This window comes from Solibacillus sp., from assembly GCF_040273735.1.
Taxonomy (GTDB): domain Bacteria; phylum Bacillota; class Bacilli; order Bacillales_A; family Planococcaceae; genus Solibacillus.
This window is the reverse complement of record NZ_JBELZM010000020.1, coordinates 33,043-59,583: the sequence shown is the minus strand read 5'-3', so window position 1 is coordinate 59,583 and position 26,541 is coordinate 33,043. Positions and strand designations below refer to the sequence as shown.

Genomic DNA, 26,541 nt, shown 5'->3' with positions numbered 1-26,541 from the left:
GGCCCCTCGAATATGCCTGCTTTATTACACAGAATGTTCGTTTTGTACATCGGAACATTACAGTTTTCCTCGATATGTCTAATCGGAATACCGCTTTCAAGCAGTGGGGTTTCAAATGTAAAGCTACAACCGATCAGGAAGCCGACCATATCGTCTTCCCAGTACTCCGTAATATCTGCCACTTCTTCTGTAAACACACCATCTCGGTAAATACGATATTTCGGGATGTCTTTGCGGATATCTGCATTTTCGGCAATCATAGCAGGAATATATGAACCAGGCTCCGTCACATCCAGTAAAGGGCATGACTTCGGATTCCGCTGACAGAAAAGCAAAAAGTCAAAGGCATGTTCCTTTTTTAAAATAACCAAGTTCGCTTGTGTATTACCTTTTGACATTCCTGCAGTCGGTCCAGTAATTTCTTGCTTTCTTATCAACTCTCTTATTTCTTTCGGCTCTAACATTCCATAGTTCACCATAAAACCCCTCCCGAATTTGTATTCTTATTCCTTTATTTAAAAACCAATGGTACTTGTTCAATCAAAGTCACGACACTTAAAACACCCATGATTACCACGACAAAAGCGCCCGTAACCGTCAACCATATCGGATGTTTATATGTACCAACAATATTTTTCTTATGTGCAGCAATTAATAATGTACCTAAACCGATTGGCAAAATAAAGGCATTCAATGCGCCTACAATAAGCAAGATTGTTACCGGCTTTCCAACAAAAGCAAACGTTACTGTTGAAAGAACGATAAACGCAATGATAACCCAATTTTGGAATTTCTCAATGAGAGGGTGAAACGTTCGGATAAATGAAACCGACGTATATGCAGCACCTACAACAGATGTTACCGCCGCAGCCCACATAATTACACCAAACATGCGATAACCAATGTCACCTGCAGCTAACTGGAAGACAGAAGCTGGCGGATTCGCTGGATCGATCGCTAGTCCTTTTGATACTACTCCAAGTACGGCCAAGAATAATGCCACACGCATAACACCGGTAACAAGAATCCCTGTAACAGAGCTTTTCGTAACTTCCGGCAAAGATTCAACACCTTTAATACCTGCGTCTAATAGACGGTGTCCGCCCGCAAACGTAATATATCCCCCTACCGTTCCACCAACAAGCGTAACAATAGCAAATATACTGATCTGCTCCGGTTTAAACGTATTCACAATCGCCTCTCCAACCGGCGGTGATGTAGTAAATGCCACGTACAGCATGAGGAGGATCATTACAATCCCTGCAATTTGTGCGAATTTATCCATCGCTTTCCCTGCTTCTTTCACGACAAATATAAAGATTGCTAAAATCGCACTGACAACAGCTCCTGTAATCGGATCCCAGCCAAGCATGGCATTCAGACCCAAGCCTGCACCAGCTACGTTCCCGATATTAAATGCCAAACCGCCAATTACGATAAGTATTGCCAAAACAACGCCCAGTCCAGGTAACACCTTGTTGGCAATTTCTTGTCCACGCAATCCGGAAACGGCAATGATTCTCCAAATATTCATTTGTGAAAAGATGTCTAATAATAATGAAATTAAAATAACAAAGGCAAAACTTGCAGCCAATTGCTGTGTAAATACAGTAGTTTGTGTCAAGAAGCCAGGACCAATCGATGATGTGGCCATTAAAAAGGCAGCTCCAAGTAAAACACTTCTACTTACCTTCTTTTTCCCGGTAACGTTGACATCTTTTTGTGTCGCGTCAGTTTTAGGATTTTTCATATTAAACCTCCAAATTACAGATTGCATCTACAGTAATATTGTTCTTAATCAGTGTTTCGTTTATATATTTTGCAAAGGCTAGTGCATGTGCACCATCACCGTGAATACAAATAGTATCTGCTGTCAGCGGAACTTCTGTTTTTTGCTCAGAAACTACGACGCCTTTTGTCACCATTTTCACTATTTGCGCTACAGATTGCTCTTGATCTGTAATCATCGCATTCTTTTGTGATCGAGAAGTCAAAGACCCGTCTGCCTGATACGTGCGATCAGCAAAAACCTCATGTGCCGTTCGTAAACCAATCTTCTCTCCGGCCTTCGTCAATTCACTGCCGGAAAGTCCAAATAATATCAATGATGGGGATACATCATATACTGCTTGTGCAATCGCTTCGGCAAGTTTTGGATCCTTTGCAGCCATATTGTACAGAGCACCGTGGGGTTTTACATGCTGCATTTTTTCATTGAATGTCATTAAAAATCCTTGCAATGCACCAATTTGATAGACGACCATGTCATATCCTTCTTGAGGAGTAATCGCCATTTCTCTTCGCCCGAATCCGTTCAAATCCGGCAAACCAGGATGCGCTCCAATTTTGACACCATTGGCAATGGCCATCTTCACGGTTTCTCTCATCACGCTCGGATCTCCGCCATGAAAACCGCAGGCAATATTTGCAGATGTAACGTATTTCAAAATCTCTTCCTGCTCCCCAAGTTTATAGCGACCAAAACTCTCCCCTAAATCACAATTCAAATCTACTTGAAACATATTTCTCCCCCCATTGATAATCGTTAAATTATTTTAAGTATTTTCACTGTTCCCGAAATTCGGAACATTAGTTTTAAAACTAAAACAAATTCTAGCATAAATATTTTCACTTGAATATATTATTCGCAAAATTATTCGAAAATTGTAAATAACGCAATATTCTTAACATACATACTTGATTTTAAATTTGAAAACAAATTATAATGTTAGCAATATCCGTTTTGAAAAACATAGATACCGAAATTCGAAACCTTGAGGAGCTGTATATAATGGCCTATCAGAAAATAAATGCAAACATAAGGCCCTTAGGGGATTCTGCGCTCGTCATACAGTTAGGTGATGGAATCAGCCTTGCCGTCCATGAAAAAGTGAAAAATCTTTCCAATCTATTAGAAAAAGAACCGTTTACAGGATTGATAGAATCTGTGCCGTCTTATAATAGCTTGACCATTTATTACAATCCTGTTGCCGTCTTTTTGTCTAACACGGATAAAGAATCTTCAAGTCCTTATAAGAAAGTAAGTGCAATTCTTTTATCGCTGCTGGATCAATTGGAAACAAGTGAAACTTCCGAACAACGGCTAATCACAATCCCAGTCCTGTACGGAGGAGAGTTTGGTCCGGATTTGGAATATGTCGCAAGTTATCACGGACTTTCTGTTGAAGATGTGATTCAAATTCATTCGTCAAATGAGTATTTAGTTTATATGATTGGCTTTGCTCCTGGGTTTCCGTTTATGGGCGGGATGGATGAAAGAATCGCAACACCACGTAAGGATTCACCGCGTCTAGCCATCGCACCGGGATCTGTAGGAATTGCCGGTAAACAAACAGGCATCTACCCGTTGGAAACTCCCGGAGGATGGCAAATTATCGGCAGGACTCCGCTTGATTTGTTTCTTCCGGAACTTTCACCGCCAACACTGTTGCAGGCCGGAGATAGAATCCGCTATGTACCGATAACGCTTGAAGAGTATGCTGTCTATAAGGAGATGAAACAATGAGCATTAAAGTACTTCATCCTGGATTAATGACTACGATTCAAGATTTAGGGAGGTTTGGTTCACAAAAATTTGGTGTCATCGTAAGTGGCGCAATGGATTCGATTTCTCTCAGGATTGCAAATTTACTTGTCGGAAATGACGAAGGCGAAGGTGCACTCGAAATCACACTTTTAGGGACAACGCTCCAATTTGACACGGATGAGTTAGTTGCCATTACAGGTGGAGACCTGCAGCCTACAATTGATGGAGAAAAAGCGCCAATGTGGAGACCTGTGCTGATTCGTAAAGGTTCTGTTTTAAAATTCAAGTCAGCAATTAATGGGTGCAGGGCCTACGTGGCATTTGCTGGCGGAATCGTGGTCCCGGAAGTTATGGGGAGTAAAAGCACTTATTTGCGTGCAGCTATTGGAGGACTTCAAGGCAGAGCATTACAAAAAGGAGATGTATTGGACAGCGGAGACTCCAATCCAATCAGTCAGGCATTTGTACATCAGCTCGAAAAAATGACGACTCACTTTAATTGGTCTGTCGACTATACAGAGTTTCTATCATTCGATAAAACACAAACGATCAGGGTTTTACATGGTGCTGAGTTCGAGCGTTTCGATATTGAAAGCCAACAAGCATTTTTCTCGAAGCCCTATAAATTAACGACACAAGCGGATCGAATGGGCTATCGGTTGGATGGCGAACCACTCAACCTTTCAGAGAAATTTGAATTGTTATCTGAAGGAGTTACGTACGGTACGATCCAAGTGCCTTCAAACGGCCAGCCTATTATTCTGATGGTAGACCGTCAAACGACAGGAGGATATCCAAAAATCGGTCAAGTCATTTCCGTTGACCTCCCTTGTTTAGCACAGATGCAGCCAAACTCTAACATTCAGTTCAAGAAGTTTTCCCTTGAACAAGCAGAATTAGAATTGATCAAACAAGAGCAGTTGCTGCGTAAATTAGCAATGGGCATTCAGTTTAAAGCACTTCATCAATAAGAGTATATAAAAATCGATACATAAGTGTATTTAGAAGCAAAACGAGGCGGTCTCCCATCCAATTGATGCAGAGACCGCCTCGTTTATGTTATTTGCGATAGCCTAATTGCATTGAAATATCCTCAGCAACTTTTTTTACCTTCTTTGCATAGATCTCAATGTTTTCATCCTGATAATTCGCTTCGATTCCTGCAATACTTATTCCCGCAATAACTTCTCCATTGTGATTAAAAATCGGGGCAGCAATGGCAGCTGTATGGTTTTCCAATTCAGAATGACTGATTGTATAGCCATCGATTCTCGCTTGTTTAATCGTTTCATAAATTTTATCTTTTTCAGTAATTGTCCCGTTTGCAAATGATTTTGGATTGATCGATTCGAGATATGTCTCTATTTCGGAATCAGGTAAAAAGGACAAGATTGCCCTTGAACAGGCACCGGCATAAAGCGGACTTTTCCTGCCGATCGAAGTATACAAACGCACCTTTTGTTTTGTGTCTATTTTCTCAATATAGATCGCTTCATCTCCATCTTTAACAATTAAGTTAATGGCTTCCTTCACATCATTATGTAATTCATGCATAAACGGATAAGCAACCTTACGTAAATCAATCCTGCCTAAAACCAGCTGACCGAATTTGAGAAACAAAAGTCCAAGCCGGTATTTCGAATCGCTTCCCTTTTCCAAGAACTCCATTTCCTCTAATGACCTGAGCATTCGATAGACCGAAGATTTCGGAATCCCCGATAGATTAATAATTTCTTGAAAGGTTAATTCCGTATTCTCTATAAATAAATTCAATATATCCATCGAACGGACAACCGTTTTATTTTTGTTGTTCATTAATTGTCGTCTGCTCCTTCCCATTCTATTTCTATATGTATAAAACTCCCTATTGGAATCCGTTGAATACACTTCCTTACTTAATATAATTATTATACCAAGATTGGAAGATAAAACGGAACCTATAGTAGGTGCGCATTAAATAAAGAACAGATTTACTAATGGAACAGTTTTCTGTGACTATCCTTTCGTACGTAATCGGTTGACCAGACCTGGTTTTCATTCGACTAGGTATTTTTTTACCCATCAAAAAAGCCGATTGAAAATTCTCAATCAGCCTTAATTGCCATGTTTGATTCTGTTTCCGTTTGTGCTCCTCTTATGATAATCGATCAGAAATTGTCCGGACGGCATCCATAAATACGTTAACAAATGCTTCGCGATCCACATCATGCAATACATGCACGTTTGGTTTATGGCCTGTTGAATTGTGTAAATCTACGACGGTCGCACCTGCTGTAATACCCTCTGTCGACATTTCTACGTAGTAGTCTGTTCCTTTGAAAAACTCAGGATGCAGTAAATACATGATGGCAGAAACATCATGGAAGCGGAGCACATCGGCGTAATGCGGCTCACTAAAAGGTGTTGGTTTCGCTACGTCCAAATAGTACGTCACAAGATCATAAGCCTTTTGTGCAAATTCTGTACCGATGTCTAGAATTTTTTCAGCCTCAGTTTGTGTGACAAATGCTTTGTGCGTCACATCTAACCCGCACATGCTCATCGGTACGCCTGATTGCATCACAATTTGAGCGGCATGCGGATCTACAAAGGCGTTAAATTCGGCAACGGCTGTTTTATTGCCACCTTGAGCTGCCCCACCCATCCATGAAATCGTTTCAATGTTATCCTTTACTTCTGGGTGAGCGAGTAATAATGCACCGACATTTGTTAAAGGACCTGTCGCAACAATCGTTACCTTCTCCTCACTCGCTAAAATCGTTTCACGCATAGCTGCAACTGCTGGAAGGACATTTGTCGGTACCTCCACTTTCGGAAACTCTACTTTTCCAAATCCAAATGCACCGTGAATCTCCTCTGCTACTTCAAGCTTACGGAACATCGGCTGCTCAAGCCCTCGTGCAATCGTAACGTCTTCTCTAATATAATTTAAAAATGCATGTGCATTGTAATTCGCCTTACTTTGCGAAATATTTCCAGATGCAGTGGTTACTAAACGAATATCAAAAATATCCTTATTAGCAAATGCTACGGTTAGCATCATTGCATCATCAATGCCTGGATCTGTGTCAATAATTAGTGGTCGTCTTATCATGCTGAATTCACCTAATTCTTTTATTTATAGTCTCATTTTCATTATAGACAAAAATAAAATGAATAAAAGCTTTCCGATATATGTTTGTTCAGAAACCTATAATGACTGGAGTTAGTCTAATCGCTTAAGCTACGACGCATGATATAAAAAATAAACTCAACGAAATTAACAATCTTTAGTTAATTCGTTAAGTTTAAATTAGCAATATTAATATATTCTACTTAATAAAAATCTATTGATATTTCCGATACATCTTTTTTAGTGAAGCGTTGAATAAATTCAATCAGTTCCTCTTTATTTTGGATTTCCTTGAAAGAGATAATAATTTTTTCTTCAAAAAATTTTGAATCGTTATTATTAGAATAATGAATTCTCAAAAACTCTTCATAGCTTCTATTAGTTAGCTTATTTTCAATGGTTGTTAATATGGTTCCCCACTCATTAAGCTTTTTTTCACCTAACTTTGCTTTCAATTTTTTTTCGCTTTCTTCTCGTTCTATTTGTTCTATCAAACTTCTTATTTCGTTAATATAGCTTTTGAGTTCGATATAACTATAAGAATCTAAATTCGGCAAGATTCGAGAGTTATATTCTAAATATTTAATTTCCCTAAACGGTATTTTGCCTTTATTTTTCTTTTTTTCGATTCGTTTTTCATTTTGATTTTTAATTACATTTATCGCTGAATTAGCTACATCTTTAACATGTGGTATTAATGGAATAATTATAGCAGCTTTCTTAAATGTTTCTTCATTCTCTTTAATTATCTGAGCTGTTTTTTTAATTCCACCTACAACTTGATTTAAAGGTATTTTTGCCATGTAGTTCCCCTCTTTAGCTATATCTTCTTCACAAGACTTTATCAAATAACCATTCATCCTTAAACTTTAAAATATAAATTGCATGAGTACCTAGTACTATTAAACTCTCACGCATACTAATCATAAAAAAGAACTATACCCCTCCAATTATACACGATTTGGAAATTTATTTACTATATGATTTCATAGAATTGGACACCTTCAAAACTTTCTTACTCCTTGTTAACATTAAAAGTATTTTACCCTAATAAAAATTTATACATTATTCAATACCCATTATTATTTTGAAATATCTATATTCTATTTCCCCAATACTTAACAACCCATTTTAAATTCCTAAGTTTACGGGAAAATAACTACCCTTCCAACAGCCGGTTCCATTCCTTTCTAGAATAAACCACTAAAGGCCTCTCCACATGAAACCGTAAAAGGTCGCTCAAAAAGATCTTATATCTTTTAAATAATTTAAAAATATATATATTGTTGCGTTAACACGCAACTAGGTGGATTTTTTCTTTATGGCTTTTAATTATTTTTTCTCTCGAAAAATTATTTCCAATTAGCTTGTCCCTTTTTTTGTCTTTGGATGACATATATAGGGCAAGACAATATTCAAGAATTGGAGGTTGAAGCATGAAATTATTAGTGGACGGCAGACAGTTATTTTTATCACAAGATTTGGCGGTACGTATCGGAATTGAGGAAGCGCTATTCCTTCAGCAACTGTATTATCGATTAGAAACACGTGGTGTGGAGAAAGAGGGACACATCTGGTATCGCCAAACTTATCAAGGGTGGGCTAAGCAATGCCCACAATGGAATATTAGAAAAATTAAAAGACTCGTAATGAAATTGGAACGCTATCAAATTATTATTTCTTCAAATAAATTTAACAGTTTCAAGACAGACCGTTCAAAATGGTACCGAATCGATTATGGAAAAATTGATCAGATCGTTCAATCAGAAGTTTATACACAGGAGGAACTGTTTCCTGAAGAAGAAAACTTATCTGAGAAGAATACGAAATCAAACACTGGCCAAAGTAATGAGATTGCCAACATCATTCACTACTTAAATGAAAAAGCCAAAAAGAACTTTAACGAACATTCAAAGACAACGATCCGACTGATCAAAGCAATTTTAAAGGAAGGCTATACAGCAGAAGATTGCTACTTAGTCATTGATGAACAGGTGAGAAACTGGAAAAATGATCCGCAGATGAATAAATATTTAAGACCGATTACATTATTCCGACCAGGGAATTTCGAAAGCTATTTAAACGATGCCCTTACAAGACAGCAGGAAAATAATCTTGATTTTGAACCTGTCATACTCGATTTTGATGAAGGTGATTGCTATTGATCAAAAAGGAATTTTTAGAGCAGAGCATTTTAGCAACAATGCTTGAGGAAAACTATTTGATTATGGATAGTCAGCTGAAGCCGGAAATGTTCTACGGACGACACCACCGACAGCTTTTTATGCTCATGCAGCAGCTCGTAACAGAAGGACACCCGGTCGATTACCTGACGCTCAGCGCACGATTTGAACAGATGAAAACAATCGGCCTATCCTACGTTACGGAGCTCATGATGTTTGCAGATACGGAGAAATTTGATGATTATGCCCGACTGTTACGAGAAATCTGGCGTGAACGACAAAAAGCCCAAATATTATTTCAGGCTGCTGAAGGTGATTGGGCGATTCCTCAAATTATCGAGCGGCTTGATCATACACAGCTAGAAGGTAATCAGGTTGATACATCCATCACACAAGATTTGGTCACGATGCATAACCGCCCTTGGGAAGATGTCGAGACTCCAGGGCTCATCGTCCCCCACATTCAGGATCTTGCTTCCATAATCGATGGATTTCGACCAGGAGAATTGACGATTATCGCAGCCCGTCCTTCAATGGGGAAAACCGATGTCATGAACAATATCGCCCTACAAGCTGGCTGGCAAGGACATTTACCGATCATCTTTTCGTTGGAAATGAGTAAAACCATTTTACTGGACAGGCTTATTGCAACGACAGGTCAATATTCTCGACTTAAGATGCGCAACCCGAAAGAATATTTTTCGGAAGACCAGAAAAATAATTGGCTGCATGTACTTGATAAAGTCAATAAGTCGTATATCCATTTAGATGACCGTAGTAGTTTAACAATGCCCCAAATTCGAAGTCAGGCTCGCCGTATTATCCGGCATAATCCAAACAAGACACCTGTAATATTAATCGATTACTTACAAATTATTCAGACGGATGGCGACCACGATTATCCGGCGACGGCAATGAGCAAAATCAGCCGTGCCTTAAAGCAAATGGCTAAAGAGTTCAACTGTCCGGTCATTTGCCTGTCACAGCTCAATCGCAATGTTGAAACGCGCAGCAATAAGCGACCAGTAATGAGTGATTTACGTGATTCCGGTTCTATTGAACAAGATGCGGACGTCATTATTTTACTGTATCGCAACTCGTATTATGAAACAGAAAAGACCGATTCCCCTGATTTATTGGAATTCATCGTTGCGAAAAACCGCAATGGTCCGACTGATACAGCAAAAGCCATCTATAACAAAAAAACAGGACATATTTGGACAAGGAGCGAAGTGAATGCCTAAAGTAAGCGTCTATAATCTATTATTAGAGATGATAAAACACGAAGAAAACTTCGGTGCCTACTGGATCTATCTTGCTTTAAAGAAAGGCTATCTACAAAAGGAAGATGACCCAAAGCGAATTTACGATGTACCTTTTACTGATGAAGAAATCGCTGAAATCAACGCAATGAACGAGCGTGATGTGCTCGGCATCAATCGGATTAAACTTTATGCAACAAATATTTCAGATACTAAGTATGCCCTATATTTTGCAAGAACACCATACGATGCACAAATACTGCACTCCAATATTTATGGCTCCAAACCTACAAAATGGCACAGCATTTATAATCAACATAAATACACGAGTATCCTACATAGCGAAACAAATGAGGAAATCTATCTGTTTATGTTGAAGGAACGAGTTAAGGAATTTCCTTATTATATTGGAGAGGTTGTTGTAGAGAATGATGAAAATAGAGTTGGGGTATAAGGAGATGATGTGTAATCTTAACTTAAATAGTCCTTTAACGAAAGGGGCTATACCAGGACATAATACATTTCAAATGCACGACACCAATAATTACTAATAAAAACGGATTATCTATTACTTTTTATAAGTAATAATAATCCGTATGGTTTCAATTATTATTTACGTTATTATAACATTCGGATCAAGCATACTACTTACACCCTTCGCTACTGGTGCTACACAACAAGTTACCCATCTTATTATCCCAACTTTGCGTAAAGCTTGCCTTGCTTCGCTACTGTACCAAATTCTCTGCACAATCTTTACTCCCCTAAAAATCTAAATAAAAAAGCACCTAATTGTTAAAATGACATACAATTAGGTGCCGCTTAAAATTAAATTAATACTTTCCTTTTTTCCTCTTTAGAGTGAAAGAAAATATTATTTATATCATTAATCTGTTCAAAAATACTTTCAAGCACTTGAACAACAATACTGTTACCTGCTAATCTAATTAGCTTAGAGTTAGAGAGAATTTTCCCTTTATTCCCAATATTTATGTTATACTCCATTAGTAAATCAAACTGCTTTTCATCAAAACCCATTAATAAAAAACATTCACGAGGAGTTAAATTTCGGTATTTTGTATTAGTCGGTGTTAGCACTATATTATTGTATCCTATAATCCCAGAATTAGGATGGCGATCTTGCTTTGTAGTAATAGTTCTAGCAAATTCATGCTCATATACTAAATTATCTACAGCTAATAATTTATTATTTTCAAAAATTTTTTTTCTTGACACAGTGTATGTTGGTGTACTTTCAATTGCTTCATTTCTATATTTGCTAATTTTATAATCTACTTTCAAGTATTTTTTTAATGGATTAACCTTATTTTCAGGTAATACTCTTCTTTCTAAATCATTAATAACAAAATAATTTTCAATGTCTTCCGCTTCTTTTACATTGGAGGCCAAAACACTAATCAAATAAGTACGTATTCTTGATTGTGGAACACCAAAGTTCCTTGCATCTAAGGTATATACTTTATTTACATAACCTAAGTCTTTAAGGAAATTTGTCCACTCATTAAAATTGTGAATATGTTTACTAGATAAAATATTACTAACATTTTCCATCAATAAAAAACGTGGAAGCTCTTTTTCGTTATCTTTATATTCTTTTAAAATACGTTCAATCTCCCAAAGTAACATTGAACGGTTATTAGCATCTCGGTCAATTCCCCCTTGATTATTATGCCAATGTCCACTGACAGACAAATCTTGGCAAGGAAATGAATATGTTAATATATCGGCTTGGGGCAAATCTTTAGCCTTTACTGTTGTAATATCAACTAAGTTATTTGTACGATCAATAGCACATAAAATAGACTTTAATTGAATTACTGGCATCGCTACCAATGCTCTCAAGGTAATGGGTTCTTTTCCATCTACTGATAAATTGTATTTTTCTAATTGCTTTATTAAAGAATCCTTCGTATGATGCCTATATGGTGTTAAATCTTGTGGACCATTGTGCATAATATCATAGGCATACATTGCCCCAATCTCCCACTCTACAATAGCTTTTACTGAATGTTCGATTTGTAAATTCTTAAGAGCTTGCACCTGGCTACCAATGCCACTAAATGTTTCTATAATACTTAACATTGAGCCTAATCAACCTCCTAAAAATAATTTAATTTTTTTCAAAGCTCATTATATATGTTGTTTCATTTATTCTAATGAAATACAACCTTTCAATGCTATTAATAGCTAAATCTTCGAAACTAATAGCTCTTTCCTCTTCCAGTGATAATTTAGTATATAGGTACTCATATAAATCAAAGTCTTTAAAGTATAAATAAGCGCCAAATGCCCCATTTAAATAACATGTAATACACTTAGATTCAAAATATATTTTAAATTCTTTGTCACTAGGGAAAACATTTTGGAAATTCCAAGTATTATTTTGTCTAATATAGCTTTCTCTATTAATGAATCTTGCATTAATTGTACTAGATGCCCAACGAGGATTATTCTCTGCAGGTTGCACGATTAACACATCAAACTTTTCATACATAGTTGGATCAATTTTAGTTTTCAAGAATGACTTATTTTTAATAAAATCTGATGGGGGGTTATTTCCAATCTTGTAAGTTGTAATTGAGTTATGGCGAATATCACCTTTTTCGGATTCACTTTTTTCTATTTCCTCTTCAAGAGTTAACGGTATATAGTCCAAAATATTCTCGTCAATACAAGACAAGGATACTTCAAGTTGTTCATCAAAAATATATTGAAAATTATCCAATACACCCACTAAAATCTCTCTTTGTTTTATAAAACCATTTTCGGAAAAATTAGCAGAACCTATAAATTTTAATGTTTCTGTACTATTTTCAAATTGATAAATTTTCATATGATTATTCGGTTCATATATTTGGTAATATACTTTTATTAAAGGATTATTTCTACATAGATCTGTAAACTTCAAATGATCTTTAAATGTAATCCCTTGTTTAGCCATACCTATATACAATTCAACTTCTAGGTAAGGAAATTGAGTTACAACTCGTTCTAAAAAACCCGCTGAAGCATATCCACTTAATACTTTTAACCTTTTATTATATAAAGCATTCTTTTCAATTACTTTACTATACAATTGGGAACTTATTATCATGTTTTCACAGTCCCTAATACTTTGGCTTTTTCAAACAAATCGTTTACATACCCTTCTACTCCGTCTTCAACCAACTCAGGAGAAATAGTTATAAGTCTTGCCGTATTCAATATTAGCACCCTACGAAATAAGTCTCTAGAAGAATTTCCGTAAAGATTATATTGTAACATAATTTCTCTGTAGAGCTCAGTATGGTAACCTATCCCTGGGCGCTCTACTAACTGTTGAATTGTATCGGTTGTATTAGATGATAATATATCATAGGTTATAAAACTATTTGTTCTCCAAGAAAGATGTATATACCACCAAATTGTCTTTAACCAAATTCTTCGTGATGATTTGTAATAACGCTCTTCATTTAATGACCATCTTGAATGAACAATATCAGGAACTATACAAATTGATAAATATCTCCAAATGTCATCATTTGACGCAATACGGTTGGTAAATCCAATTTGTTCATTTAATATATCATATACTTTTAAACCGAAAGATAAATCAAATGTATAACCTAATTTCTCTGAACTATCTAAGTTATGTTTCTCAAATACTTCATCACGAGCTGCTATCAACCTTACACGTAAATCCTTAAATTCTTCTCTAATACTTATTGGTTCCATTGATGTTGTAAGTACTTGCAACTTTAAAAAATCTCTTTCTGCAGCACCAAATTCATAGCGTAAATTGTGCCAATTAATCACTGCTCTCTCCTCCATTTAAATTGTTTTCTAGATTTGCTCTTAAGGAATTACTAATAGAAAACAAAGATGAAGTATCAATTTCAAAAGTTGAAACCCAGTACCGAACCGCTGTTAATATACTATCAGGTGTGGCTTGATCATCTTGCTCAGCATCAAAATTTTCAATTATTATTACTTGCTGAATAATTAAAGCCATTGCTTGAATCATAATATCTGACATCATTGCCCTAGCTACTTTTGTTTTACCTGCCTTCACTTGAGAAAATAATGGATGAGCTATGTTTAAACTCAAATTAACATTGGCTACATCAAATGAATCGATACTAGGTTCAACCCAGTTTTTATCTAGTTTCCACAAAGGACCTTTAGGATCTTTGAATTCAGAAATAGGGAAAATTGAGCCTTCTCCATCAACCAAAACTGTTAAATTTAATAAATTATCCTTTGATAAACGCATCCCTACTTTTGAAGCATGATATGGATAAGGGTTCACAATCGATTTCAAGTATAAATAAAAATCTAAGCTAACTCTACCGCGAATTGAATTTTTAGGGAAAGTATGTTCAAATAATAATTCAACTGTTTCATTACAGTCTTTAATAACACCAAATGAAACATTTTTTTGGAAACTAGAGCTTTTCGAATATAAATGTACTGCAAATCCAATTTCATTTCCTACCATTGTAACACCATTTACACCGAATAAAACGTTTGGGTTTTTAACTATAAATTTTTGAGTAATTTTCAAATTAAAATCATTTGGTGCCCAATCTGTATCGAATTCATTTATGTTAATTTCGTATGGAGTTTCAGAATTGATTTCAATAATTTTTTCCCCTTCAGAATTCTCATAGCTAATAATAGGATTAGAAATTTCTAATCCCGATAGTTCAAGGAGCTTCACATCAAATTTTTTATATAGTGAAACTTGATTTGTTGATTGAATCATCTATTTAATCCTCACTTACTCTGCCTGTAAAGTTTTTACTGCAATATTTGGTATATAATCACTTGATTTAATATTTAAAGTAATAGTTCCTGTTACTTCAATATTTTCCACAGAATCATTTACAGTCAATATAATCTTCGATTTATCTCCTTCTACTTTCTGTATCTCAATATGATTATTTGAATCTAAATGAATACTTTCAATTTCAAAAGGAAAATCAATTAGACCTTCCATCGATTTATTCCAATTAGTAATATCAATTTTCTTTTCTTGTGATAAAACCTGTAAATATACTTCACTGGAAATATTCCCTTTTAAAAACAAGCGAATTGATACACTCACTTTATTCGTATCTAAAAACTCAGAATCAATAATTGTAATATCTGAATTGCGATTTACATTTTTATTTTTACCTCCGTTTGGGGTATTTGGTTTATCTCGTTTTGAACTTTTCCCGAAATTTATTGGAGGCATTAGTAATGAACCAAATTTTCTTGAAAGTGCAGAAGTTGCGGTAGTTACTTCATTGCCATTGTCAATTTGATAATGTTCTTTAATTGCTTGGGCACAATATTTTTGAATTCTTGAAACTATTGTTACTTTATCTTCATCTTTCCAATTTGCATGATCAGACTGTTCTGTAGCTCTTAAATACTGTTCAACATCTTTATAATGGATATTTGGCTGACTCTTATCTAGCTTAGCTTTTGACACTGGTACAAAGAACCCTAGCAATAAATTATCACTATCTTGTATTTGTTCAGAGGGACTCCAAGCAGAATCAACAGTATATTCAACAACCATTCCCGGTTTACGACAATATGCAATAACTTTAGAATTATGATTTTTTATTTTCATTGTATCCATTACCCCTAGATAAACTAAGCCCGGTGCTTTATTTTCAGGTGGGGTCATTTTTATTTCTTCTTTTGAAACTTCTTTAAATGCGATGTATCCAATAGGATCTTTTTGGTTAGCTAGAGCATTCTTCCCAAGCGTAATTGGTTTGACAACTATACCTTTTTTTATACTTTTACCTAATAATGCTGATGTATAAATATCTTGATAAATTTTAAAAACTGGCTCTAAATTTAGTTCTGGATAGATATAAATATTATTAACTCTAACATCTAAATAGGAATTTTCATGAACAGATGCATATGATTTATTCATAATTCGTGGAAAATACCACCTTTGCACTGCCATATTTACTTCATCTTCTAAATTATTGCGCCATGGTACTCGAATTTCATCCAAATTATTGGTTTCATTATGTTTAATATATGGAATAATAATCGTTGTCCCTGTTTCACTATCTTGATATCGATTTATATTAAATATAGAAAGCATTTCTTCGATTTCATTTGCGTCAACAATAGGAAGAATCTTATTTGAATTTGAATTATATTTACCCCACCAAGCAATACCCCGTTCATTATTAGAAAGTAACCGTTCTTTATCTTTTGGGTTTTCAATTAATGCAGCAATTAAACGTTCTTCATAACCTTTTGCAGTTTTAATTCTTGTATAATAAAGAACAATACCCGCACCTAATCGAAAATAGCTTGTTTTACCTAACCCCCAACTCCCCCCAGCTCCATCTTTTTCTTGATTTTTACCGATACCAAACACCAACTTTTGGAAATTACTTTGATCTAATAGTTCACGATCCTCAGTTAAATAATCTCCTTCCAAACCGTAAGTATTTTTATCACTTATAGCTATAAAATTTTGAATGTTTGGATACATCATCTCTAATTTTTCATTTACTTCCTCCAAATTTTTAGCAAAATTTGATGAGTTGAATTCACCTATTATAAATTGTACATTTGTTGATTCCACGCCATCTATTGTCGCATCTAAACTATTTTGAAGTGATTCACGAACCATTAAATCAATTATTGGCAAACTTTTATTTTGTAATGAGCGTAAAATGGCTGCACCATCTTGGGCCATACTTTGAACATCATTTGGTGCATGTTTAATTTGTAGCATAATTATTACTCCTCTATAAATTGTTCCTCGTCAATTGAGTCTTCTTCAGGTATGTTCACAGTAGCTGAAATATATGTTGCAAAGTCACCTTTTTTCGTCAGTCCTGGAATCATGACATTTATCCCAATAATATCTTTGGGAAAGTTCAATGGTTGCCTATTTAATTTAGTAGGCTTCCCATCCTTATTTATATTTTTTTCGATAAATGCTTCCTCTGTCATTTCGCCTTTATCAATTTTATAAATAATTAATTGTGGTACATTACCATAACCATGTACTTCTCTTAATTTAATTATTTCAGCCATCTTACTAGAGTTTGGAGATACGTCAGCTTCTAAATCAGCCAGTAAATCAGCTGGTGTTCTCAGTGCACCAATATTTGAGATTTGTTCAGTACTACGTATTTTCAATTTCGAACGTTCGTTAGCAATTGGATAATAACCATGAATTTTCCATTCACTTTGTACTAACGATTCATCTAATCCCTTTGTTGGAAATACTACACTCCAACCATCCATGTTAGCCCCATTTTTATTTACCCACCCTAATAATGAAGGCAGGCTAGACATTTTAATATCTAGTGGACACACTTTATATGATTCTAAAAATTCGATTACTGCTTGTGGGTCTACATTTCTCCATATCATATGATTTTTATTAATATCGGGCGTTTCTAAGGAATTTAAAAATTGTCCTGTAATATTTAAATTATGTTGCAGTTTTTCTTCATCATTTTCAAAATAGACTGTTTGCGAGTTAAAACCAGCAAAATCATATTCTTTCGGTGAGGCTGATTGCATTTTGTTTCCAGATGTTATACGAATTAATTGGTAATTTGCCGAATTTTTAATTCTAGGAGCATATTGCTTTGGCGTCAATCCTTGCTCGGCATATACACCTATTTCCTCACGCAATTCTTCATTCATTTGTGATAAAAATTGATACCTTTGTAAGGCTAGGCGATCCATCCAAATTCGGGGGAAAATTTCATATCCTTTACGATAACCAAACCAACGTGCCATTTGCATTAATGTGTCAGCTTGATTTGTAGTGCGTAAAAAATATGTAGTTGTTAACCCTTCTAAAGTTAAACCACGTGATAGTGTGTTACCCCCTACAACGATAAATGCTGGTGCTGTACTAGGCATTTGATTTTTCTTTGGATAAACAAGACGAACAATCTGATTTGTCGCTTTTGCTCGGCTATTATCAATTGTTAAGTGGAAACCTTTATGGTAGACAGGTTCTCCCCCATCGCCTAAATTAATATGTGAAACATATTCATCATCCGATAGCCATACTAGACGCTCAATGTATTTTTCTATTAATTCCCAACTCGGATAATGAGGTACACTTTCTTTAGATGAATAATCTGGTAAGGCTTCTAAAAAAAATGAACGTTTAAAATCCATGCTCTCTATTTCATAAAGCTTTTTAAGTTCCTGAAGAATTCCAGTGTAATTATTTTTAAAATATAATAAGTAATCTTCAATCTTTGAAGCAATAATATTATGAGAAGCAATTTTAAAGCTCGTATGAACTAACATTGTTATAGGCTTCCTATAATCAATTGCTCGCATTGCAGCCACACAAATAATGAACCAATGAATTGACTTTTTAAAGCTTTCTGGAAGAACATCATTTAATTCACCCTCTTGAATTGCTACTACTTTTTTAGCATCTTCATCTGAAATACTTCTAACAATATCAACGGCAGGACATGCTTCAGGTACTTCAGTACCAAAGATTTGTTTAGGACCAATATAATCATCTGAAGGCTCTAATAATTCAATAAAGTCTTTTGGATATAAAGAGTCTTCGCTTGTTTCATTTAAAACATTCGCATAGGGTGTAGCTGTATACGCGATATAGTTCATTCCTCTAAATTTCTTAGAATTTACAAGTTTTCGGATTAACTTATTTATCTGTGTATAATCCTCTTCTTCAATTTTTTTAGTATTGATACTTGCTTGATCGGCTTCATCATCTATAACTAATATCTTTAACTGTTTCGCCTTATTTTCGTCTGATTCAAGCCATTTTATCAATGCTTCAAGTCTTTTGCTATTTTTCAAGCAAACTGTAAAATATCGATCAAGATGATTTTTCCCTAAATTAAATTTACTTATATTATGCTCTGGTGCCGCAGAACGTACTGTAGGGTTATGAATCTGATTCCAATGAAGATTACCATTCCCATCAGATTTCATATCATTAAATAGACGCTCAGATGTTTGAATACGTAGATTTTCAATAACTCCTGATAAAATAATAAAATAGTTAAATCCATTATCTGCAGCTAATGCCATTAATCCAGCCATGTTGGCTGTTTTACCAGATTGGACGTTACCGATTACTAACCCTTTAACAGGACCATCTTCCTCTGTATCCATAGATAAATTTCGGAGAATTCCATATGAGGATTCTTCAATGCTTTCAATAGATTCCATTGACCATTTTTGTTTGATTAATTTCTTCTTGTATTGTTGCCAAGAGGAATTTTTATCTTGTGGTATTTTTGCATCATTTTTAATATTATCCCCCAACTTTGTAATTTTTCGTTCTCTTTCTTTCTCCTCTATTAAGTCAATTAATTTATTCCATATTTCACTAGTAATTTTTTCATAACCCAAATTATACATTTGAGAAATGATATCTAATTTTTCTTCAAAAGTTCCAAATGAAAGAAATTCAATTTCCCTTACTTTATTCCAATCTTTTAAATCTTCAAATTTAGTTTCAATTAAATTTTTAATTGAATGATATCTTGTATCGTAAAGGTTCATTATTTCACCTTCCTATAATTAAATTTTTCAATATAAATTAAAGTCTCAACAAATATGTCTTTAATAACTTAGAATAAAATTCATTGACTAAAAATTATATAGATATATAATACCAAAGTATTATATATCTTTCCACAATCAGTATTAAATGTCATTAATTTAACAGTTTATTAAAAGCATTCTTACATCTTTTCTGTAGAATATAGAGATACTATAGTTTTTCTTACCTACTATCGCCTCACTTTCACATGACTGAAGTTCCCCCTCTCAGTTTCCATCCAATTTCCCTTTATAGATTATTAACACAAGATATAAAAAATTATGAAGTTGGAGTAGGGAACCATTATCATTTTGTAAAACAAATCTAACCTATTTATATGGATCTTTCGAAATATCGAATAATCACGGAAAAATTAAAGAGTTGCTTCAAGTATGTTAAAGGAGGTAGTTAAGTAATTTCCTCATTTTATTGAGAAATTACTATGGATAATGGTCGAGAGTCGGGTATAGGTGTAAAGATAATACATAGTATTAATTAAATCAGCTATTACTTTTTTCCATACTAAATAGAAAATATAGATAGGTTTCTCTTCAAAATTACCATATAATTGAAATGTGAAATAATGAATGGAGGGATTTATATGATTGGATTAAAAAAATCAATTATTTATGAGTTAGGAACGTTTGAAGCCGAAATCTATAATGTTGAAGTTTTTGATTATGAGAACGCAATGATCTCCATCACTTTAAAAAAGTTTACTGATCTGCAATATTCTGCAGATTATATTATTGAATTGGAAGAACAAATAATAAATGGTTCAACCGGTATCTTCCCCACTAAAGAACAAGCTTTGTTTACAGCTGAGAATTTTATCGTGAGGGCATTGGCTAAATAAAAAAACACTCTCATCTTTATCTAACTAGAGATGGGAGTGTTTTTATTCTTATCTGGTTAAGTAAAATATTTAAATAGAAAAATTTATTCATTGTCTAAATTTTTATTAGGAACAATATTAAAAGAAGATCTAAAATCATTGGGCTGATCCCCACTACCTACTACACCTAATAATTGAATGTTTAAATTGTTTCTTAAATAGAAAATATCTTCTGCCTTAATACTACTAATATCTGTACTAAATTCAGTTTCTTCATTATGTGCAAACAATAACTTTCCTGCTAAATGGAGCGTAATACCATCATCTGTTATCACTCTAAATATTGAATTATTCTTTTTAAACTTTCCTTCCTCGTCAATTACCATTACGATTTCTTTATTGAAATCAATAAATTCTATTGAATCGCTACCAATAATATTGCTTAATTCATCATAAATATCATTTATTACCCGATTTATTTTAACTAATTCAGCATTAATTTTTAATAGCTCTGTATCAAACCAAATTACGTAAAACTTCAGTTTTTCTTCCTCCTATATAGAAAATACACTTAGTAACATCTGTGTATTCCTCAACAAGTAGATCAAACATTTTAGCTTACCTTTACATTATTTATAAATAGACTTTTACTAAAATACAAATTGATTAAACACTAAAGTCCATGTAATATGTTTCCTCATCTATTTTGTAAATTCGCACATTGTTACGTCCATATTTTTGCAAATCTTCTACTGTAACAAATTCTCCATCATTTAATCCTAATCTTCTTCTAAAGTAAGAACCTAGGATACTGTTATTTCCCCTCGAATGTATCGCTTTACGATTTTGTTGCGCCATAACACAAACTAAATTTTCTCCATCATCAGTTATCATAATAAATGGTTCCGCTAAATTCGGGAAAAAATCTGGGCGTTCTTGATGTATACTCTGTGATACAGATAAATAGGCTTGATTAGGATCTCTCCCTTCCCGTTGCCCCCAATTCAACCCAGAACGTGCTGGAACTTGACCACTTCTATCTATCAAAGTTAAAACTACATAATCCGTATAATTATGTGTAGGTGTACTCAATATTTCAACTATCGTTGGTTCGTCATGTTCATTGTGTGTTGGGATTACTATACGACTTGGTAACGCGTTATAAAATCGTACTTGTCCTTCTATATCTAAATCATCACATCTAACAACAGTTAATTTCCTAAAAATATCATCAATATTAGAAAATGTAGATTCTACTAAAACTTCTCTTTGTCTACCAAATCCATTTCGTGTAAAGTTTGCAGATCCTACAAAGACACGTGATGTTAACACATTATCATACCAATGATATACTTTAGAATTATTACTAGGTTGCTCAACGTGATAAAAAATCTCTAAACGATCACTATACTGATTCATTAATTCAACAAAAGCTCGGTGTTGCCAAACAGCTAAACCAGCGTTAGCTACCATTCCAAGAATAATCTCTAAATGCAAACTCCGATAAGTTTCCAGTACACGTTCGATAAATATAGGACTTACATATCCTGATAAAACCCTTAAATGTCGATATCCTTGATCATAAGGTAGTGATATAACATTATATTCTAAATCATTTATCAAATACAAAAAATCCACCTCCGTTGATACTAAAAATGTAACATATACGAAGGTAGTTTTAAATTAATTATTATACCAATAAACGGGAAATTTGTAATTTAGCAGTAGGCTCTACGTAGTTGTATTCAATGCCAGCAAAGGATTTTAAAATTGCTTCAAATACAATTTTCGCACCTTCTGGTGGAACAGCCATACCTACTTGCTTACGGACAGCTTCCTTACTACCAACAAATACAAAATCATCAGGGAACGTTTGCAATCTCGCCCGTTCTCTGTTTGTTAATGCTCTTGGTTCTTCCCAATGATACATATGAGTGCCCCCACCACCGCTACCAGTAACTGTATATGCTGGCTTATTAGGGTCTAATCGTTTATAAATACTACTTAAACGTGCCCCACGGACATTTAACTGCAATTCTTCCGGTATTCCAATATACCAAGCATTCTCACCAGGTGGAATATGATTTAACATATCTACTACATTTTGTCTATGAGTTGTCTTTTCATGATTGGGTGCATCATCTGGAATCGCTGGGTTTAAAATTGCATCGCTTGATGTTCGGTAATCAGCAGAATTGGGTGTTGTCGGTGCCGGTACACGATAAACAATACCTTTATCTGCTAAATCTTTTCTTATACCGACAATTATAATACGATGTCGTGCTTGTGGGATACCATACTCTTCAAACTTATACAAATGTGGTATAACTTCATATTCAACATCCCCACTTGGTTGCATTAATTCTTTTAAGATTTGTATAAAAGCCTTTCCTTCGTTGGCGCTTTGTAAACCACCAACATTTTCAGCTACAAAGAATTTAGGTTTATATTCTTTTAAAACTTTTACACCATAGCTATATAAAGGACCAAAAGTACCGTTAAGTCCCTTCTTTTCACCAACGTTTGAATAATCATTACATGGGAAACCAAAAACAAAGCAGTCAATATCACCTAACTTATTTCGCTCTCCAATCGGTAATCGTTCTACCGGACCATAATGCACCGAGGGATGATCTTCATCCCCGCAAATATTTAGCCCATAAGTTTTACAAGCATTAATATCAAAGTCATTAGACCATTGGTGTTGTATTGTATAAACTTCACCATTTGGTGCTACCACTTTTGCCTTTTTAGCTCCTAAACTAAGACCTCCCGGACCATTGAAAAGTTCACCTTTTTTAAATATCATTTTTTCTCCCCTCCTAAATAAGAACGTACATTCTGGCATATATGTATGCTAATTCTATTAAATTATACTCTTTTAACATAAGCACGTCAAAAAAGTCTTTGCAATAAGCAAAGACTTTTTTTGGTTCATATAATTCTTTAAAACATCATGACAAAATAAAGTTGAATACTGCTCCAGTTGACTTCTCAACGCTACTCTTATTACCTACCATCTTCGTGCACGAATTTTAGTCGAAGGGTATTTGGCAAACTTTACTTAAAAGCTTTTTGAAAAAACTAGAATTTTTATGTACTACTCCTTTGATTTTGCATAACTCTCTAACTGTGCATGGTAAGCACGTACGTCACGGATAGTATCTCCTAACGCTATAATGCCGTGGCTATATCGTTTAAGTACCTTCCTTCATGTTCATAACTTTATAATGAGGCTGAAATTTACTTTTTATTGTACTGTAGCAGGTAGCGTGTACTTACTACAATTAACAGATAAAGGATATAATATATATAATCATCATCTAAAATTGTAAGCAAAAATTTTTCTATTTGTATAACATCGAATCAGTACAAACTCTCTGGTACGGACAATATTTACAATGATCTCCAGGTTTAACGAAATGCTTTTCTGTCAATGGATCTTGTCGGCCTTTCGTATTTTCTCCTTCTGAGCGGCTACCGAATAAATTTAAGCCCATTCTAATATCCCGATACTTCCAACCATCAACGACCGTGAAATGAATAGTCCCCATATACGGATTTTTATCCATATAATCCATAGCAGTTGCTTCATAAATGTCTTTTTTAGTTTCAGACCAATGTGGAAACCAGTCACGATACAACGCTAATTTTTGTGTCTTTTTCCGAATACCATAATCATATCCAATCAGCTGTTGGAATAGAAATGGCTCATGGAATGCATTATGAAAAACTGGGCGGCGATCGAGTAAGAATGTATACACAAAGCGCTTCGGACAACGATTGAACATTTGGCTTGGCATAATCTCGTACTTTTGCTCATCAAACGTAATCGTTTCCGTTTGATAATTTGTTTCTATCTGTTTCTGCAACAATGTATTCAACTGCTTATACGACCCTTGAATAAGCGATAAAAAATTCAAGTAAAAGCAACGCTTCAAGTCCTTTCGTTCATTGAGACGTCGAACAATCGAAAAATTGATTTTCACCGCATTCGTCATTATTAAGTAAAATTGATAGCAAGCAATTTCAACCTCTAGCTCTTTTCTCATCTTCAATTGATTTAAGTAATTATTATGGTCACATAATATGTTAAAAGAATCGCGAGAAATCGGCCAACTATTTAGCGGTTGCTGTGTAGGAAAAGCTTCGTTATCCATCATCGTGAAATGAATGACGCGATTGTCCTCAAATTGCAGTCCATCGCTATTTAACAGTGAATTGATTATATTAAGATTATTTTGGTCTTGTTGACCGTACAGTTCCATTTCATATTCATCTTCTAAATCTGGTTTTTGCGCTAAAAAATATTGCAACCCTTGCACTAAATCTTGACGATCCATTTTATCCAATGAATCATCTTTTAATTCATCTAATGCGGTAATAATATTTCCAGCAATCTTTTTATCAAGTTGATCCGATATAACCGGTATGATTTCCTGCTCGATATGGCCTTCTAAAATCTCAATGTACTGCTTAATATCGATCTCATTGCCTTCAAACAACAGTTCAAAAAACTGTTTTATTTTTGTAATTGCGCTTCGGACAAAACGTAAATCTTCCTTTGTACAATAAAAATAGCCGATTGCTTCATGATAGAAAGAGTACATTTGATGATTTTTAGACTTGTATGAATGCCAAGACTTCAATTTACTTTCAGCCTCTTGCTTCAATTCGATAATTTCGGCTAGACCATCATACCAGTCATCGAAAGTAGTAAATGTTTTCGAAATTTCTTGTAGCATATCAAGCGTCCGCATTGCGGATTGTGCATTGACACCCTTTACATATAAATAGCCTGAATTAAATAACTCTCGAAGTAAATCATGTGTAACATTTTCATTATCTATAAACTCACCTGTCGCCACATTAAATTTACGCTTATTGATGCGGTGGATGTTAACTAAAAACCGCCCAAGCGGATGCTCTGATAATTTTTGATGGTTCGTTTGCTCCGTTGTTGTTAAAAAATCAGCCACTTGAATTGCACGTGGCGATACATAACGTTCATTATAATTTTGTGTATAGCGGCGAAGTTGCTGTAACGTATGAAACTCTAAGTAATTAATCTTTTCAAGGTTTTTCTCATTTTTCACGAACTTATTTGCGATAAATTGCCCATTGATTGCAAGTAACAACTCTTTCGCATGGTAGTTTACACTATACGGCGAATCGAGAACCTTTTCAAAATTTTTGCCATCAATATTTAAAAAGCGTTCGACCGTTTGGAAGCCATGCTTGTGATTTGATTGATAATTAATTACATGAATAATATCAAAGCGCTCACTTAGAATATCAAATAAACGCTTCTGAATCGGCACGAGGAAGTAAAATCCATGTAATACAAGGGTGCATTTATTCCTTATCACCAATTTTTCAGACACTAATTTCTCTGCAGATTTACCTGGTAGTATATTCGCAGCTGTTCTTTTTTTAGGATCACCCATTAAGCTATTAAAAAGCTCAACTAGCGTGTCTCGAAAAACGATTTCAGGCGATTGTTGTAATTTCACAAACCATTGATGAATGCATTGAAAAGCCTGATCTTGCTCGATATTTTCCCATAAATCTAAAAATAGTTCCTCCTGCCTTTTTACTTCCGCTCCTATTAGTCGCTGTCTCATTAAAGTGCTCGTATAGCCACTTTCACTCAACAACCGAATCGTTCTCAAAATCAGTTCCTGGTTTTTGTCGATTGCTGCAAAAAGCTCTCGTTCTTCTGATGAAATGGATGCACTACTCTCTCGTAAAGCTTTTGAGAGCAACGTGAATTGTTTTAAGTTTGTTTTACTTTTCGACCATCCGTAACCTAAAAAACGTAATAGTTCTGCGAAAGAAATGATTGGTCCAGAAAACCAACGATTTAAGCTACTGTCACTATTGCTCGTCATCATCCCAGCCTTTAAAGAATTAGTTGCTGTAATATGAATTGCATTTTCGTATGCTTTAAAGCGACTTTCTCGATGCATTAGCTCTTCTGCATTCGTATAAACTAAATTTTTGTAACCAGCCATAC

General features: G+C 34.6%; 23 protein-coding genes. 6 read left to right on the top strand and 17 right to left on the bottom strand.

Annotation, left to right across the window (positions count from 1 at the left end; all coding sequences use genetic code 11):
* The 3 genes from ABS917_RS16590 to ABS917_RS16580 all read right to left on the bottom strand — a co-directional run.
* On the bottom strand, positions 1 to 479 hold a 479-nt coding region (locus ABS917_RS16590), incomplete at its 3' end, for a D-glutamate cyclase family protein (RefSeq protein WP_350480049.1).
* A 32-nt stretch (positions 480 to 511) separates the two neighbouring features.
* Positions 512 to 1,750, bottom strand: a complete 1,239-nt coding sequence (locus tag ABS917_RS16585; RefSeq protein WP_350480048.1) for an NRAMP family divalent metal transporter — start codon at positions 1,748 to 1,750, stop codon at positions 512 to 514.
* A gap of 1 nt (position 1,751) precedes the next feature.
* Positions 1,752 to 2,522 carry a LamB/YcsF family protein gene (locus tag ABS917_RS16580; protein WP_350480047.1) on the bottom strand — a complete coding sequence of 257 codons (771 nt, stop codon included), beginning with the start codon at positions 2,520 to 2,522 and terminating at the stop codon, positions 1,752 to 1,754.
* Between the two features lie 269 nt (positions 2,523 to 2,791).
* Here ABS917_RS16580 and pxpB point away from each other — a divergent pair, with 269 nt between their 5' ends.
* Together pxpB and ABS917_RS16570 are read left to right on the top strand one after the other, a co-directional pair.
* Positions 2,792 to 3,526, top strand: coding sequence for a 5-oxoprolinase subunit PxpB (gene pxpB / locus ABS917_RS16575; protein ID WP_350480050.1), 735 nt, complete (start codon positions 2,792 to 2,794; stop codon positions 3,524 to 3,526).
* Positions 3,523 to 4,518: a 5-oxoprolinase subunit C family protein gene (locus tag ABS917_RS16570; protein WP_350480046.1), complete on the top strand. Its 996-nt coding sequence runs from the start codon at positions 3,523 to 3,525 to the stop codon at positions 4,516 to 4,518. The genes pxpB and ABS917_RS16570 overlap by 4 nt, the downstream gene beginning before the upstream one ends.
* A gap of 88 nt (positions 4,519 to 4,606) precedes the next feature.
* Here the strand turns inward: ABS917_RS16570 and ABS917_RS16565 are convergent, their stop codons facing one another.
* The 3 genes from ABS917_RS16565 to ABS917_RS16555 all read right to left on the bottom strand — a co-directional run bounded on the left by ABS917_RS16565 (position 4,607) and on the right by ABS917_RS16555 (position 7,462).
* Positions 4,607 to 5,362 carry an IclR family transcriptional regulator gene (locus ABS917_RS16565; RefSeq protein WP_350480045.1) on the bottom strand — a complete coding sequence of 252 codons (756 nt, stop codon included), beginning with the start codon at positions 5,360 to 5,362 and terminating at the stop codon, positions 4,607 to 4,609.
* 319 nt (positions 5,363 to 5,681) lie between these two features.
* Positions 5,682 to 6,641, bottom strand: coding sequence for a nucleoside hydrolase (locus ABS917_RS16560; protein WP_350480044.1), 960 nt, complete (start codon positions 6,639 to 6,641; stop codon positions 5,682 to 5,684).
* A gap of 221 nt (positions 6,642 to 6,862) precedes the next feature.
* Positions 6,863 to 7,462, bottom strand: a complete 600-nt coding sequence (locus tag ABS917_RS16555) for a hypothetical protein (protein WP_350480043.1) — start codon at positions 7,460 to 7,462, stop codon at positions 6,863 to 6,865.
* Between the two features lie 633 nt (positions 7,463 to 8,095).
* Between ABS917_RS16555 and ABS917_RS16550 the strand changes: the two genes are divergently transcribed.
* Genes ABS917_RS16550 through ABS917_RS16540 form a run of 3 tightly spaced genes read left to right on the top strand, consistent with a single transcriptional unit; the run spans position 8,096 to position 10,558 of the window.
* Positions 8,096 to 8,824, top strand: a complete 729-nt coding sequence (locus tag ABS917_RS16550; protein WP_350480042.1) for a conserved phage C-terminal domain-containing protein — start codon at positions 8,096 to 8,098, stop codon at positions 8,822 to 8,824.
* Complete coding sequence (locus ABS917_RS16545; protein WP_350480041.1) at positions 8,821 to 10,086, top strand: replicative DNA helicase; 1,266 nt, start codon at positions 8,821 to 8,823, stop codon at positions 10,084 to 10,086. Before ABS917_RS16550 ends, ABS917_RS16545 begins: the two co-directional genes overlap by 4 nt.
* Complete coding sequence (locus ABS917_RS16540) at positions 10,079 to 10,558, top strand: hypothetical protein (RefSeq protein ID WP_350480040.1); 480 nt, start codon at positions 10,079 to 10,081, stop codon at positions 10,556 to 10,558. Before ABS917_RS16545 ends, ABS917_RS16540 begins: the two co-directional genes overlap by 8 nt.
* 159 nt (positions 10,559 to 10,717) lie before the next feature.
* On the opposite strand, the gene ABS917_RS16535 is transcribed toward ABS917_RS16540, so the two are convergent.
* From ABS917_RS16535 to ABS917_RS16505, 7 genes are all read right to left on the bottom strand, one after another.
* Positions 10,718 to 10,855 carry a hypothetical protein gene (locus ABS917_RS16535; protein WP_350480039.1) on the bottom strand — a complete coding sequence of 46 codons (138 nt, stop codon included), beginning with the start codon at positions 10,853 to 10,855 and terminating at the stop codon, positions 10,718 to 10,720.
* A gap of 77 nt (positions 10,856 to 10,932) precedes the next feature.
* Positions 10,933 to 12,207, bottom strand: coding sequence for a DNA (cytosine-5-)-methyltransferase (dcm, locus tag ABS917_RS16530; protein ID WP_350480038.1), 1,275 nt, complete (start codon positions 12,205 to 12,207; stop codon positions 10,933 to 10,935).
* Between the two features lie 28 nt (positions 12,208 to 12,235).
* Entirely contained in the window at positions 12,236 to 13,219 is a 984-nt protein-coding gene (locus ABS917_RS16525; RefSeq protein WP_350480037.1) for a phospholipase D family protein, read from the bottom strand.
* Entirely contained in the window at positions 13,216 to 13,920 is a 705-nt protein-coding gene (locus ABS917_RS16520; protein WP_350480036.1) for a DUF6339 family protein, read from the bottom strand. Before ABS917_RS16520 ends, ABS917_RS16525 begins: the two co-directional genes overlap by 4 nt.
* Complete coding sequence (locus ABS917_RS16515) at positions 13,913 to 14,869, bottom strand: hypothetical protein (RefSeq protein ID WP_350480035.1); 957 nt, start codon at positions 14,867 to 14,869, stop codon at positions 13,913 to 13,915. Before ABS917_RS16515 ends, ABS917_RS16520 begins: the two co-directional genes overlap by 8 nt.
* Before the next feature lie 15 nt (positions 14,870 to 14,884).
* Positions 14,885 to 16,864, bottom strand: coding sequence for a hypothetical protein (locus tag ABS917_RS16510; protein WP_350480034.1), 1,980 nt, complete (start codon positions 16,862 to 16,864; stop codon positions 14,885 to 14,887).
* 5 nt (positions 16,865 to 16,869) lie between these two features.
* Positions 16,870 to 19,650 carry a Z1 domain-containing protein gene (locus ABS917_RS16505; RefSeq protein ID WP_350480033.1) on the bottom strand — a complete coding sequence of 927 codons (2,781 nt, stop codon included), beginning with the start codon at positions 19,648 to 19,650 and terminating at the stop codon, positions 16,870 to 16,872.
* 641 nt (positions 19,651 to 20,291) lie between these two features.
* Here ABS917_RS16505 and ABS917_RS16500 point away from each other — a divergent pair.
* Positions 20,292 to 20,546 (top strand): hypothetical protein, encoded by a 255-nt coding sequence (locus tag ABS917_RS16500; protein WP_350480032.1) that lies wholly within the window; start codon positions 20,292 to 20,294, stop codon positions 20,544 to 20,546.
* Positions 20,547 to 20,629: 83 nt separating this feature from the next.
* Here ABS917_RS16500 and ABS917_RS16495 read toward each other — a convergent pair whose 3' ends face one another.
* The 4 genes from ABS917_RS16495 to ABS917_RS16480 form a co-directional block, all read right to left on the bottom strand.
* Positions 20,630 to 20,983: a DUF3846 domain-containing protein gene (locus ABS917_RS16495; RefSeq protein ID WP_483316068.1), complete on the bottom strand. Its 354-nt coding sequence runs from the start codon at positions 20,981 to 20,983 to the stop codon at positions 20,630 to 20,632.
* A 208-nt stretch (positions 20,984 to 21,191) separates the two neighbouring features.
* Complete coding sequence (locus ABS917_RS16490) at positions 21,192 to 22,154, bottom strand: restriction endonuclease PLD domain-containing protein (protein WP_350480030.1); 963 nt, start codon at positions 22,152 to 22,154, stop codon at positions 21,192 to 21,194.
* A 61-nt stretch (positions 22,155 to 22,215) separates the two neighbouring features.
* Positions 22,216 to 23,334 carry a DNA cytosine methyltransferase gene (locus ABS917_RS16485; RefSeq protein WP_350480029.1) on the bottom strand — a complete coding sequence of 373 codons (1,119 nt, stop codon included), beginning with the start codon at positions 23,332 to 23,334 and terminating at the stop codon, positions 22,216 to 22,218.
* Positions 23,335 to 23,872: 538 nt separating this feature from the next.
* Complete coding sequence (locus ABS917_RS16480) at positions 23,873 to 26,539, bottom strand: hypothetical protein (protein WP_350480028.1); 2,667 nt, start codon at positions 26,537 to 26,539, stop codon at positions 23,873 to 23,875.
* Positions 26,540 to 26,541: the final 2 nt, after the last annotated feature.